Raw genomic sequence first — 13,012 nt, forward strand, 5'->3', positions numbered from 1 at the left:
ATCTGAATGCTTCATACATATGGATGTTCCCAGTGCTCTGGGCGATTGAGTGACAAGGGTATCTTTGTGCCAGTATCACCCTTCGCTACGTTGAGTTGAGCTTGCGTGAGAAAGATACTCTTGGTGAAGTCAGCTCCTCTGAGATTAGCATCTCGGAAATCAGCCCCGATTAAATCAGTTCCACTCAAGTCTGTTCCGCTAAGGTTAGCCGTAATAAGGCAGGCTCCTCTCAAGTTGGCTCCTCTAAGGTCCACTTTTCTAAGATCAGCAGCAATAAGACAAGCTCCTCGACCGAAGGTCTTCCGGCGTTGCGAATGAACCTTCTGCCCACGACGAGCTTCGGTTCGCACAAGTTCACTGGTCTTTAAAAGCAGAGTATTAACTTCAGCTCGATGTGCTGAAACGTCCAGTTCTTCGAGAGAATCCGGACTGAGGTGAGTGAGGAGTTCCGTCTTAGCGAGCATTGAACTGAGCGCGCCATGAATAGGACGAGCTGGTTGTAGTGTTAGCGTTTCAGTCAGATACCAAAGTAACTCATGGAGTTGCCGCATGATTAAGAACACCTTGAACATTTGATTCGCAGATTCCGGGACTTTCCGCCAGTCGTGTCCACCAAAGCTGACTTGCGAAACCTTTTGACCAGCTCCAAAGCAGTCAAATGCAGTGCACCCTTTAAGGCCTAGCTCTCTGAGATTTTTGTGAATGTTGCAACGAAAGTCTGGTTGCAGGTTAAGGCAAGCTTGACCTGCCTCTTTGTTGTTTGGGAAGCCTTCCGAAGCAGAAAAGTACAAAGCCACACAGCACAAACCGAAACAGGTTTCGCAGTCAGCTCGCAAATTTTGGCGATTCTTTTCTGGGAAGGATACTGAATACTCGTGATTCTCGGACAACTATTCTTCCCTCCTTAACTTATTTTGTACGAATTTTAATTATATAGATTTATCTCTATTCTCAATTATTTCGTCTTCTTCAATTTGCTCTCTGCTCGTTTTATATTCTCCATGACTCTAAATTTAACTATCTCGCTAATTAATTGATAAGGCAGCGGCTTTTCTATCGGAAATTGTATTGACCCTTTTGAAAGTTTATATTCCGATAATTCTTCTTTAAACGCCTCAATTCCACTAGGAGCTGGATAAAATCCTATATGATTTTTATAAGCAGCAAAATGTACTAAGTTTCCTTGTAAGAAAAAAGTAGGCATTTGATAACTTATCTTTTCTTTTGCATCTGGTGCTGAGTCTTGGATAACTTTTCTTAGGATTTTAAGAATTTCCTGAATCTCGGGAGGGAATTTCAAAATATATTCGTCAATGGATTCATAGGCCGTTTTTTTCGCTTCCATGATTTCTCCTTTTCATAAACCTTCAGCAGTTTTAACAATCTTCTTAGATATAGCATCTTTTAAGAAACAATTTTCTCCGGAGAATGTAACTTATTTAGTATTCCCGCTATGTAGTCTATAATAATCTTAAGGTAAATACCATTCTGATTCGAATATTCTAAGGAGGTAACCCAAGAGTCTCATGATTAATAGTAATTAGCAAGATACAAGCTGGAAGTCACTTTTGTCCGAATTGGCTCCAGTAGCTGGTTCCCAAGGATGGTTCGAGTTGAAGATCATTTCTCCCTGGGGTTCCTGCCAACCAACTTGTTCCGGATAGACGTTGGCATAAGCAAATTCCTGTTGATTTAAACCCTTCCATTTTAAACTTGGCAATTGCCAAGTTTAAAATGGAAGGGTTTAAATCAGCTGTTTGTCCACCACCCCAGATTTCGTTGCTGTCAAGTCTAGAACTTCGGAAAGCGAAAATGCCCTGTCATCTGAGAAGGCCAGCTCTGTAATTGATCGGATTCACAAGGTATAGGTCCCGCGTTATGGAGAATATATGGCACGCCGTCAGGTCTGCGTTTATCAGATACAATGACAATATGCTCATGGGGCGGACCGTAGGTCACAATGTCCCCTGCCTGCCAAAGCGTTAGATTCTCTACATCCTCTGGCTTGACCTCGAGAGTTAATTCCTGGGCATTTCTCTGAAAAAAGACTATGAGATTAGGTACTCTACGAAAATCAATATTCGGGTCTGGCTTACCCTCTATGCGAGAATACTTACCAATATTGGCCCGAATATCTTGATCCACTAACCCCTTCAGGTCATAGCCCGCATCTCGAAATGCTCGCCATACAACATCCGTACAGACGCCTTCACTTTCTGGCGGATAGCCCTTTTGATAATAGGCACTGCGATACTGCGGTTTTCTTTCTACCTCGGCTTTTGCACCAGCCACAATATCTTCCAGGTCGTTTAAACCATCCTCATCCTTGTCAATTGGACAAGCAATGACAGGAACTTTAACGGTGGGCAAGAAAGGAATTGAACTTTTAAAATGGGGTGTTTTCCCTAACAACAAGACCCCGTTCACGACACCGCCAATCACCAAAATCAGCGGTACCCAATAAAACCATTTCCTCAAAATCTCTCCTCCTGCCAGAAAACTTGGCTAACACCAAACCCTTGACCGCTGGCCACAACTCGAACGGGACTTTCGAGATTAGAACGCCCGCCAAGGATTGTACGACGCTGTAACTATATCTTGGATCCTAATCCAAAATGATTAAGAATCATAGGGTACAGATCAATAATTCTCGCGTGGTCAAATTCAACCGGCATGCCCGCAACGATCATCGGCACCGTCGAATCTTCTTCCTCTAGTGACCCATGGCTCCCTCCTCCTGGGTGAATAGGTGCCCCGACGGCAAAATATTCATACCCCAGGACCGCTGAAACGGCAATTCGGCTTCCCCCTCGCGCCTCAAGGGCTGATATTAAACGATTAAATGCATCCGGAAACTTCCCGAATATAATTTGTTCGCTTAATACTCGAGCATCAACCACAGATATGTCCCCTTCATAGGACCAGGTTTGACCATAAACATCTCGAAAAGGACCCCTGCGAGAAAAGGAAAGTTGTTTTTCCGTCCCGCCTTGAACAACGCAAAATTTATTTTCAGAGACTTTCCAGCTAATTTGAGCGTTGCGTGGATCTTTTGCCAAGATACCCACTACCTCTGGCAAAAGATCATCTTTTTTCTGCAGAATGTAAATAAAAGCCATCCGCTCATTTGGACAAATGGCAATCTCATGCCTATTATCTTCTCCGCTTGCTTCTTCCGTAGCTTTTAATCGCTTAAACGACTTTAAGGCACTATCTAAATCAATCAGGTACTCTTTTCCTAAGCCAACAGTTGACTGGGCATGGTCTCCCGTGACAATAATTACGTTTTCCTCTAATGCTTTTTCCCAAGTACCGAACTCATCTAGGACTGATGCCACTTGTTGGTCTGCATACTCAATGGAAAATCCCGAGCGCAAAGGGCCATGTTGGTGTGAATATTTATCATTATCCGGAAAGTAAACAACCATGAAATCAGGCTGTTGTCGTTCTCGGACAAGTTGTGCCGCAATTGTTCCGGAAAAGGTATCATTAAAACCAAAGCGATGAAAAGGCCCTCTCGGATAGGCTCCTGCCCTTCCTGAGAAAGGGGGATGGATAAGCTGACCTAAGGTTAAGTGCGAGGGACCCGAAACATCTTCTCGATTGAGACGAAACCCAGTCCCTAAGGCTAATGAAAATGGAACTTTCGTTAGGTAAGTGTGTCTCGCTCGATGCATAAAAAAATTAATATTCCCTGTACTGTAACCGCCTGCTTCCAGTTCTTCATACAAGGTTGGGGTTTTGGTATTCAGGTGATCTTCATTGAGACTAAGTAATAAGTTGCGGAGAACTTTCTCTAAACCAATCTTTAGGATGCTTTGCCAAGTAGCTCCGTAATCCACGATCTTCCTTATCTCTTCATCATACCAGATAAACCCAGGAACTCCATGCTGATTAGGCCAAGTTCCTGTGATCATGGAACTCGTAGCAACCGGAGTCATCGTTGGAAAGGAGGAGATAACCCTGTCAATGCAGGTCCCGTGTTTAACCAAAAAACGAAACGCAGGGGCATTTCCTTCCGAAAGGATCCTGCCCAAAACAGAAGGATGAAGGGAGTCTACCACAAATAAGATTACCTTTTTCATGATCGACTCCCTTCATCAATTTCATATAAAATAAAGTATATCAAACTGTCCCGCTTTTAGATACTAGTGGATGTAAAAACTTGCTAATTTACGAGTTCCAAGAGTATGGATTTTATAATTATATCGGACTCATTGGGGCAATATATGAAAACAGGATCTAAGTTAAAGGAGGTCGAATTATAAATGTACTCCAATTGGTTCAATAGAACAGTTAACGGTCTGCACCAATTTAAGAAGAATAACTCTATGAAAGATCCTATGATTATCGGGCTTTTCGGTGGATTATTAGGGGCAATTGTCATGGAATTGCTTAATGTGTTATTAGGGAAAAAGCTGTTGTTCGGGAAAATTGCATCTTCAATGGTTATCCATCCCTTGCGCAGCAATAGACTCAAAAATTCTCTGTTCGGGGAGATAATGCACTTAACCGTAGGGGCTGGTATTGGGTCAATAATTGCTGGACTTCTTCAGAAAACAGGGAAAGATTTAGTTATTATTAAAGGCACATTCATAAGTTTATTAGCCTGGGTAGGACTGCATAATTTGGGAAACAGAATGGATCTGTTTAGTATTAAGCCTTACTCTACCAAAGGCCACTATATGGCCCTAATTCAACACCTGATTTATGGGATATCCACCTCGGCAGTTATTAAATACTTTTCTAACCCTGTTGCATTCCAACAACCTTCGATCACAAAAAGTAAAATCACGACTGGCGAAAGCAACCTCAAGTATGGTCAACCTTATTTGCCATCCGAAATCGAGCCAACAATGCCCAATTCTCAAATGCTACAATTCAAGTATCCCACTGCTTAATTAAACTGGGATTCTATTAAGCTAAGCAATAACTATCGGATAGACAGATAAGGAACAGTTGGAATATTACTTCCAGCCTGTTCCTTGTTTTATTTCAACTTACAATTAAATTTTTCGACTTCCTGGTTTTACAGCTGGAGTACCTTTTGCACACAGTGGGCATTCCTGAGCTTCGAAAGCTTGGATGTTCAACTGAATAATGGAGCACTGTGGCAACCCAAAATCAACTTGACCTCCTGTACGATCAACAAGCACCCCGACACCTACCGCCGTGGCTCCAAATTCTTGGACTACTGTCAATACCTCACGAACGGATCCACCAGTTGTAATTACATCTTCCACCACCAGAACACGTTCCCCTGGAGAAATCGTAAAACCTCTGCGCAAACGCATAATTCCGTTTTCCCTCTCTGTAAACAGAGAGCGGACTCCTAGGGCCTTGGCGACTTCATGCGCCACCAAGATCCCTCCTGTTGCTGGTCCTATGACAGTTTGGACGCCCATATCCCGAAATTGAGAGGCTAGGCCTTCCGCAAGAATTGCTGCTCGATCCGGATATTGGAGTACTTGAGCACACTGCATATATTGAGCACTGTGTTTACCTGAGGTTAAAAGGAAATGTCCATCGAGCAGCGCTTCACTTTTTCTAAATATATCCAGGTACTCATCCGGTGTGAGTGGCATATTGTTATTGTTTGATAGTTGCGCCATTATTTTTTAATCTCTCCTTTTTCTACTGTACCTTAATCTTCACCTGTACTACATCCTGAACTCTGGCAAGCAAATTCCTAACTCAACCTGCTATTTAATTATTCCCAAAGTCGCTCTAAGGCTTGACGAGGATCCTTAGAACGGGTAATGGGTCTCCCAACGACAAGATACGAACTTCCGGCTGCCAAGGCCTCAGTAGGTGTAAGTACCCGCGCTTGATCCTGTGCTTCACTCCAAGCAGGACGAATTCCCGGTGTGACAATCAAAAAATTCGCTTTTGTGTTTTTCCTAATATCGCTCGCCTCCCTAGCTGAAGCGACGACTCCATCCAGCCCTGCCTTCTCTGCTAGTTTCGCCAGTTCAACAACATGCTCACGAATGTTCCGCTGAACTCCCATTTCTAGTCTGAATTGATTTTCCGACATACTGGTCAGAACTGTAACTCCGATCACCTTGGGAACACTTCCCAGCTTACTTCCTTCTTCTTGTACAGCGCTGGCAGCCCTTGCCATCATGTCATATCCACCGCTGCAATGGACATTGATCATGTCAACTCCGCATTGAACGAATCCTCGTATCGCTCGTTCCACCGTTGTAGGTATATCGTGAAGCTTCAAGTCCAGAAAGATGGGGAAACCCATAGCTTTCAATTCGTGGATCATTGCCGGCCCAGTATACGCGTACAGTTCCAACCCTACTTTAAGCCAACACCCGCTGCCTTGAAGTGTCCCAGCTATGGCTAATGCTTCCTCGCGCCCTTGAACATCCAGGGCTGCCATGACGCGCTGATTATTAGATATCACTTCCACACGATAACCCTCCATTTCCAACTTCCGCAGCTCAAAGGCTGGCCTCATTATACTGTAATTCACAGTTAAACATATGTTTTCTAAAATTTATACTTATTTAACGCTAAGCTCTATGCGCTAATCCCACTAAATCATGCACAGACGCAAGTCCGCGTTTTTCACAGTAGTCTTGGATTCCCTGCAGAATCTCCAAGGGGGCCAGAGGATTGACAAAATTCCCTGTACCAATACTTACAGCCGTCGCCCCAGCAAGCATAAATTCCACAGCATCCTGCCATGTAGTAATTCCGCCCATTCCAATGATCGGTAAATCAACGGCCTGAAAGACTTGCCAAACCATTCGCACTGCAACTGGTCGAATGGCCGGCCCTGAAAGTCCTCCAAACGTATTGGCTAAGACAGGACGTTGGTGATTTATATCAATATGCATCCCTAACAATGTATTGATGAGAGATAGAGCATCTGCTCCGCCAAGTTGGACCGCGTGCGCCATCCCCACAATATCTGTGACGTTGGGCGAGAGCTTGGCGATAACTGGAAGGTCGGTTTCGGCCTTCACTGCCGCAATTACTTCTTGCGCGCTCTGAGGATCCGTGCCAAAATGCATTCCGCCATGTTTAACATTAGGGCAGGAAATGTTCACCTCCAGTGCAGCTAATCCAGAATCCTTTTGTAACGCCCGAGCCAATAGCACATAATCCTCCAGGGAAAAACCAGAAATATTAGCAATCGCCGCAGTAGGCAGTTTCCGAACCTTAGGCAGATAGGATTTTAGGAATTCTTCCAGCCCTGGGTTTTCCAACCCGACAGCATTTAGTAACCCTGCCGGTGTTTCCGCCAGCCGGGGAACAGGGTTTCCCAGGCGAGGCAAGGGAGTAATCCCCTTTAGGGTTATTCCCCCTAATGCCTCCAGCGGACAATAGGCTACATACTCCTCTCCAAACCCATAGGTACCGGAACAAGTCAGGATTGGATTTCTTAATGTTATACCTGCAAGCTGAGTTGATAAATTAACAGGACTCATCCCAGACAACCTCCTCCCCCCGAAAAACCGGCCCGTCCTGACATACTTTTCTATGAATCAACACACCAGCTTCATCGATTAAGGTGCAAACACACCCCAAACAGGCTCCAACTGCGCAACCCATACGTTCTTCCAGCGAAACCTCCACAGATACTTTATAGTTTTTAAACAGCTCTGTCACGGCCTGCATCATCTTCTTTGGACCGCACGCAGCTGCCCTAATCTGGCCTCCGCTCGCAGTAGACTTCTCTAATAGCTCTTGGGCCTGCTCAGTCACGAGGCCCGTCTGCCCAAGACTTCCGTCAAGCGTACTCAGTTGCAGAGGAATACCCAGGTCTTTCCAGGAAGAAAGACCAGCACTCTCTAGAAAGGACTTGTTTTCTCCTCCCCAAAACAAACGTACTGTCAAACCCTGAGCCAGCGCGCTTTGAGCTAAAGGATAAAGCGGGAATATCCCAATTCCACCGGCAACCAACCACAACTCCCCTTTTTCCGGTAAAGAAAAGCCCTTTCCTAAGGGACCCATAACACTTAGTCTCTCTCCACACTTTGCTCTCGCCAGAATTTCGGTTCCCCGACCTTGAATCCGGTAGAGCAAAGTAATTTCGTCGCGTTCAGAAGAGATTCCGGCTATACTAATGGGTCGCCGCAATAAGGGATCAAATGAGGCGATGGATGAATCTTGAACTTGGATCGCAACGAATTGCCCTGCATGCGCAGTTCGGGCGATCGGTCCCTTCAGAACCAATCTCCTGAGTCTTTGCTCCTCATCCCCCAAGCTTTCGTGAACAACTACCTGACCTTCGGTAAGCATGGCGACCTCCTTTTCGTGGTTCGATATTTTTGGTTCGTGGTTCGAAATCCGCAAACCTAAAGTGAACTAGTCCAGCTAAAGCTGAACATCGAGTCTTCGGTGGGGGACTCTACCTCCTTCACCGCTAAATGTTTCCTATTGGGAAGGTAGCTCGGAGAAACCTTCCACTGGAGGCTTTCGTCACCGAAGCAGATCACTAGGACCCACTCCCACTTAAAGAAGTAGGAGTCTTACGATCGGATAACGTACCCTCACTGTATCCGATACAAAATGCAGTTCGTTGTCGTTAGTTCTATAGTTCTTACTTGTAGCTTGTATATCGTTCATCATCGTTTGCAATTCGATATTCGTGATTCGGGCCACGAATAATCGAACCACGTACATCTCTACAGCGGCAAAAGACCCGGCGAAATGCTTTCAATCACTTGGAGCAAGGCTGCAGCGGTATCTAAGCTTGTAAAGCAAGGAATTCCATGTTCCACGGCTGCTCTTCGGATCGCGAAACCGTCACTTGCCTGTGCTCGACCATGGGTAGTTGTATTAAGGACATATTGAATCTTTTGTTTGCGGATGCCATCAATGATTTCATTCGAGCCGTCATGCAACTTAGCAATCGTTTCAACCCTTATTCCCTCACTCTTTAGATAACGAGTTGTGCCTTCTGTCGCTAAGATGCGGAACCCAATTTCAGCGAACCGCCGAGCAAGAGCCACCCCTTCCGCTTTATCACGATCTGCCAAGGTTATCAACACAGAACCGTAAGTTGTAAAGGAGAGTCCCGCTCCTAGCAGAGCTTTGTAGAGAGCCTTTTCATAGGTCCTGTCCATTCCCATCACTTCACCAGTCGATTTCATCTCAGGACCTAAGGACGGTTCGACCCGTTGAAGCTTGGAGAAGGAAAACACAGGTGCCTTAACGGCAACCCGATTACCAATTGGCCAGAGGCCGAGAGGGATCCCTATGTCTTCCCATTTCCTGCCTAAGATTACTTGGGTCGCCCAGTCTACGATGGGGATTCCAGTGACTTTACTCAAAAAGGGAACCGTACGGCTTGAGCGAGGGTTAACTTCCAGGACAAAGAGTTCCTTATGATAAATAACATATTGGATGTTCAGTAACCCTTTGATTTTTAAGGATCGTGCTAACGATTCTGTTAAAGCAATGATACGGTCTTGCATACTTATGTCCAGTGTTTGAGGCGGATAGACCGCAATAGAATCTCCGGAATGAACGCCGGCCCGCTCTAAATGTTCCATAATCCCGGGGATAAAGACGTTTTCTCCATCCGAGATGGCATCAACCTCCACCTCAGTCCCAAGCAGATATTGGTCCATCCAGATCTCCTGATCTGAGGATGCGGACAAGGCACGCTTGATAACAGGCTCTAATTCCTTCTCTTCATACACAATGTCCATAGCCCGTCCACCTAAAACATAGGAAGGGCGAACTACCAAAGGAAACCCTATCTCTTGAGCAATACGTTGCACTTGCTCCATATTCGTTGCCCCGCCTCCGTGTGGTCGCTTAGCTCCAAGTTCTTGCAGAACACGATCAAAGGTTCCGCGCTCCTCTGCCCGGTCAATGTCTTCAACCGTCGTACCCAAAATCTTATATCCGCGACTTGCCAGGCCGCTTGCTAAACCTATTGCTGTCTGCCCGCCAAATTGAACGACTACACCATCGGGCTTTTCTTTGTCCAAAATCTCTGAAACATCCTCTAAGGTCAAGGGCTCGAAATAGAGCCGATCAGCTGTGTCAAAATCTGTGGAAACCGTCTCAGGATTGTTATTAATAATAATACTTTCGAAGCCCGCTTTTCTCAAGGCCAGCACGGCATGTACGGAGCAATAGTCAAATTCTATACCCTGCCCAATTCGGATCGAGCCCGACCCTAAGACAACTACTTTGGGCAGTTTATGAACTTCCCCTTCATCCTCAACGTCATAGCTGGAATAAAAGTAAGGTGTCGTCGCTTCAAACTCTCCTGCACAGGTATCGACCATTTTAAAAACGGGTCGAATGCTATGCTTCATTCTAAACTGATGTACTTCTTCTTCGGTACTCTTCCAGAGGGAAGCAATCTCTTGATCTGAAAATCCAAGCCGTTTGACACGGAGCAATGCCTGTTCATCCCAAGGGGTATTTTCTATGGACGTTGTCTCATCGACTAAGCGTTTGAGTATATTCAAATAATAGCGATTCCAGCCTGTCTCTTGAACCAGCCACTCCACCGTCCAGCCGCGTTTTAAGCACTCGGCAAAAACGAAGAGCTGCCGATCATCGGGTTCTAGACAGGCAGTTTTAAGTTCGGCATCTGAAAGACTCTCAAGCTCAAACAAACGGACCCCATACACTTTTATATCGAGAGAACGGATGGCTTTAAGCAGAGCAGTTTCTAAGTTCCGACCGATACCCATGACTTCACCGGTTGCCTTCATCTGGGTTCCTAAATGACGGTCAGCATCTGTAAATTTATCAAAAGGCCAGCGTGGGAATTTAACTACTACGTAGTCTAGAGCCGGTTCAAAACAAGCTGATGTTTTTCCTGTAACCGCATTTTTAAGTTCTGTCAGCGCATAACCCAAAGCTATTTTAGCTGCGACCTTAGCGATCGGATACCCTGTCGCTTTAGAAGCTAGGGCACTGGAACGGCTTAAACGGGGATTGACCTCGATCACGACATATTCCATTCGTGAGGGATGAAGTGCAAATTGGACATTACAGCCCCCTTCAATACCCAAGCCATTTACAATTCGCAAAGACGCACTGCGCAGGGTTTGAACCTCTCGATCCGTCAAGGTCTGACAGGGCGCAACAACAATACTGTCCCCCGTATGTATTCCTACCGGGTCCATGTTTTCCATATGACAAATCGTGATACAGTTTCCGACTCCATCGCGTAAGACTTCAAACTCAACTTCCTTCCAACCAGCCACACTCCGTTCCACGAGGATCTGACTGATAAGACTTGCCTGCAAGCCACTTTCTGCAATTTGCTTAAGTTCAGCAACGTTTTGGACAATTCCTCCGCCGGTTCCACCTAAGGTAAAGGCCGGCCGTACAATAAGAGGGTATCCAGTTTTATCGGCGAATATTAGCGCATCTTCAACATGGGATACAATCATACTTTCCGGAATTGGTTCACCCAGCTCTTTCATCAAGGCCCGAAAACTCTCTCGGTCTTCTGCTTGATCAATGCTTTTAAGCGAGGTCCCCATCAAGGTGACCTCACAACGTTCCAATACCCCTCTTTTAGCAAGCTGATAAGCCAAGTTCAGCCCGGTTTGCCCTCCCATAGTAGGGATCAACCCGTCCGGCCGCTCCCGCTCAATAATCCGTTCCACGGATTCCACCGTCAATGGTTCTATATAGACTCTATCAGCTGTTTCTCGATCCGTCATAATCGTGGCAGGATTGGAATTTACCAGAATGACCTCTACTCCTTCTTCGCGCAGAGCTCGACAGGCCTGCGTGCCGGCGTAGTCAAACTCAGCCGCCTGCCCAATTACGATGGGGCCAGATCCAATTACCAGAACCTTTTTCCACTCTTTCTTGGGCATGCTTATCGTCTCCCTTTTTGTGTCGAACTTCTCAAGACAATATCCTTGAAATGGTCGAAAATTTCCGCGTTTTCCTCTGGTCCTGGAGCGCCTTCCGGATGAAATTGTACGGACAGAACAGGATAAGTTAAGTGCTCCATCCCTTCTACGGTTCCATCATTAAGATTGCGCAAGGTGACTTCAAAACCGGACCCTGTCAAAGAAGCTTCCTCCACAGCGTAGCCATGGTTTTGGGAGGTCATAGTTGCTTTTCCCGAACGAATATCGATGACCGGATGATTTCCTCCGCGATGCCCATAGGGAAGTTTATAGGTTTTTCCACCTGCGGCCAAGGCCAAGAGTTGATGCCCTAAGCAGATACCCAAAACCGGCAACTTATCATACAACTTGCGCACCATGGCAATTCCTTCAGACAATTCTTCCGGATCTCCGGGGCCATTGCTTAAAACCAATCCACTTGGCCGATGTCTTAGAATTTCTTCAGCCGTTGACCTGGCGGGGAGTACTATGATTCGGAACTCTCTCTTCTGCAGGTTGCGAATAATATTTCGTTTCACTCCAAAATCCAATACCGCGATTAAGGGACCAGATCCTGGAATTTCATAAGCTTCTTTTACCGTTGACCGATAGACCCAGTGTTCACTTTTATCCTCTATTTTCCTTTGGGAATTAGCCCAGTACTCTATTCCTGCCTCTTGCGTTTGAACTAATAAGCCGGGAAGTGTTCCAAATTGCCTTAAATACCTGGTCAAAGCTCGTGTATCTACACCCTTTAAGCCCTGAACCCCATGCTGTTGGCAATAATCCTCTAAAGACCCCTCACCATGCAGACTCCCCTCACCTTCAGAAAGTTCTCGAACGATAAGTCCCTGCAAGCGAGTTTTATCTGCTTCATTTTCTTCATGGTGCCAGCCATAGTTTCCGATTAGAGGTTGAGTTAAGACCAGTATCTGACCGGCATAAGATAAATCTGTGACCATTTCTTGATAACCACTCATAGACGTATTGAAGACGACTTCCTGCTCTTTCAGCTGTGCAGAACTCTTCGACCATTCCCCAAACTCTTTTCCCTCAAAGGTTGTCCCATCCTTGAAAACGAGATAAGCCACCTTCGACACTTCCTCTCTCCGCGTAGTCTTCATTCGCACATTCTTTTAGCTAACACTTATCTAGCACTAGCACTTAATTCTAAA

Annotated in this window: 13 protein-coding genes; 1 reads left to right on the forward strand and 12 read right to left on the reverse strand. The window is 45.7% G+C overall.

All coding sequences use genetic code 11. The annotated features are described in order from the left end of the window. Nucleotides 1-11: 11 nt before the first annotated feature. From BUB11_RS04755 to BUB11_RS04770, 5 genes are all read right to left on the reverse strand, one after another. On the reverse strand, nt 12-890 hold the full coding sequence (locus BUB11_RS04755; RefSeq protein ID WP_073028296.1) for a pentapeptide repeat-containing protein: 879 nt from the start codon (nt 888-890) through the stop codon (nt 12-14). A 65-nt stretch (nt 891-955) separates the two neighbouring features. Continuing rightward, entirely contained in the window at nt 956-1,345 is a 390-nt protein-coding gene (locus BUB11_RS04760; protein ID WP_073028297.1) for an iron chaperone, read from the reverse strand. A 195-nt stretch (nt 1,346-1,540) separates the two neighbouring features. Beyond that, the gene (locus tag BUB11_RS26845) at nt 1,541-1,720 is read right to left on the reverse strand and encodes a hypothetical protein (protein WP_143187548.1); all 180 of its coding nucleotides are present in this window, start codon (nt 1,718-1,720) and stop codon (nt 1,541-1,543) included. Between the two features lie 71 nt (nt 1,721-1,791). After that, nucleotides 1,792-2,478 carry a DUF1287 domain-containing protein gene (locus BUB11_RS04765; RefSeq protein WP_084110157.1) on the reverse strand — a complete coding sequence of 229 codons (687 nt, stop codon included), beginning with the start codon at nt 2,476-2,478 and terminating at the stop codon, nt 1,792-1,794. A gap of 113 nt (nt 2,479-2,591) precedes the next feature. Continuing rightward, a complete protein-coding gene (locus BUB11_RS04770; protein ID WP_073028299.1) occupies nt 2,592-4,085 on the reverse strand; it encodes an alkaline phosphatase family protein in 1,494 nt (497 codons plus the stop codon). Nucleotides 4,086-4,268: 183 nt separating this feature from the next. Between BUB11_RS04770 and BUB11_RS04775 the strand changes: the two genes are divergently transcribed. Then, nucleotides 4,269-4,901 (forward strand): DUF6789 family protein, encoded by a 633-nt coding sequence (locus BUB11_RS04775; RefSeq protein ID WP_073028300.1) that lies wholly within the window; start codon nt 4,269-4,271, stop codon nt 4,899-4,901. A gap of 105 nt (nt 4,902-5,006) precedes the next feature. On the opposite strand, the gene pyrE is transcribed toward BUB11_RS04775, so the two are convergent. From pyrE to carA, 7 genes are all read right to left on the reverse strand, one after another. Then, nucleotides 5,007-5,612 (reverse strand): orotate phosphoribosyltransferase, encoded by a 606-nt coding sequence (gene pyrE / locus BUB11_RS04780; RefSeq protein ID WP_073028301.1) that lies wholly within the window; start codon nt 5,610-5,612, stop codon nt 5,007-5,009. A 98-nt stretch (nt 5,613-5,710) separates the two neighbouring features. Next, nucleotides 5,711-6,436, reverse strand: a complete 726-nt coding sequence (gene pyrF, locus BUB11_RS04785; RefSeq protein ID WP_143187565.1) for an orotidine-5'-phosphate decarboxylase — start codon at nt 6,434-6,436, stop codon at nt 5,711-5,713. A gap of 88 nt (nt 6,437-6,524) precedes the next feature. Beyond that, on the reverse strand, nt 6,525-7,445 hold the full coding sequence (locus BUB11_RS04790; protein ID WP_073028302.1) for a dihydroorotate dehydrogenase: 921 nt from the start codon (nt 7,443-7,445) through the stop codon (nt 6,525-6,527). Beyond that, nucleotides 7,432-8,259, reverse strand: coding sequence for a dihydroorotate dehydrogenase electron transfer subunit (locus BUB11_RS04795; RefSeq protein ID WP_073028303.1), 828 nt, complete (start codon nt 8,257-8,259; stop codon nt 7,432-7,434). Before BUB11_RS04795 ends, BUB11_RS04790 begins: the two co-directional genes overlap by 14 nt. Nucleotides 8,260-8,472: 213 nt before the next feature. After that, the gene (locus tag BUB11_RS27995; RefSeq protein ID WP_207650026.1) at nt 8,473-8,643 is read right to left on the reverse strand and encodes a hypothetical protein; all 171 of its coding nucleotides are present in this window, start codon (nt 8,641-8,643) and stop codon (nt 8,473-8,475) included. Between the two features lie 2 nt (nt 8,644-8,645). Next, a complete protein-coding gene (gene carB / locus BUB11_RS04800) occupies nt 8,646-11,819 on the reverse strand; it encodes a carbamoyl-phosphate synthase large subunit (RefSeq protein WP_073028304.1) in 3,174 nt (1,057 codons plus the stop codon). 2 nt (nt 11,820-11,821) lie between these two features. After that, complete coding sequence (carA, locus tag BUB11_RS04805; RefSeq protein ID WP_073028305.1) at nt 11,822-12,928, reverse strand: glutamine-hydrolyzing carbamoyl-phosphate synthase small subunit; 1,107 nt, start codon at nt 12,926-12,928, stop codon at nt 11,822-11,824. Nucleotides 12,929-13,012: the final 84 nt, after the last annotated feature.

The organism is Desulfosporosinus lacus DSM 15449 (genome assembly GCF_900129935.1).
In the GTDB taxonomy this organism is placed as follows: Bacteria; Bacillota; Desulfitobacteriia; order Desulfitobacteriales; family Desulfitobacteriaceae; genus Desulfosporosinus; species Desulfosporosinus lacus.

Coding starts and splice junctions, on each gene's coding strand:
- BUB11_RS04790 (WP_073028302.1), bottom strand. CDS start 7,445: ATGAGTCCTGTTAATTTATCAACTCAGCTTGCAGGTATAACATTAAGA.
- pyrE (WP_073028301.1), bottom strand. CDS start 5,612: ATGGCGCAACTATCAAACAATAACAATATGCCACTCACACCGGATGAG.
- BUB11_RS04770 (WP_073028299.1), bottom strand. CDS start 4,085: ATGAAAAAGGTAATCTTATTTGTGGTAGACTCCCTTCATCCTTCTGTT.
- carB (WP_073028304.1), bottom strand. CDS start 11,819: ATGCCCAAGAAAGAGTGGAAAAAGGTTCTGGTAATTGGATCTGGCCCC.
- pyrF (WP_143187565.1), bottom strand. CDS start 6,436: ATGGAGGGTTATCGTGTGGAAGTGATATCTAATAATCAGCGCGTCATG.
- BUB11_RS04775 (WP_073028300.1), top strand. CDS start 4,269: ATGTACTCCAATTGGTTCAATAGAACAGTTAACGGTCTGCACCAATTT.
- BUB11_RS04795 (WP_073028303.1), bottom strand. CDS start 8,259: ATGCTTACCGAAGGTCAGGTAGTTGTTCACGAAAGCTTGGGGGATGAG.
- BUB11_RS27995 (WP_207650026.1), bottom strand. CDS start 8,643: ATGTACGTGGTTCGATTATTCGTGGCCCGAATCACGAATATCGAATTG.
- BUB11_RS04760 (WP_073028297.1), bottom strand. CDS start 1,345: ATGGAAGCGAAAAAAACGGCCTATGAATCCATTGACGAATATATTTTG.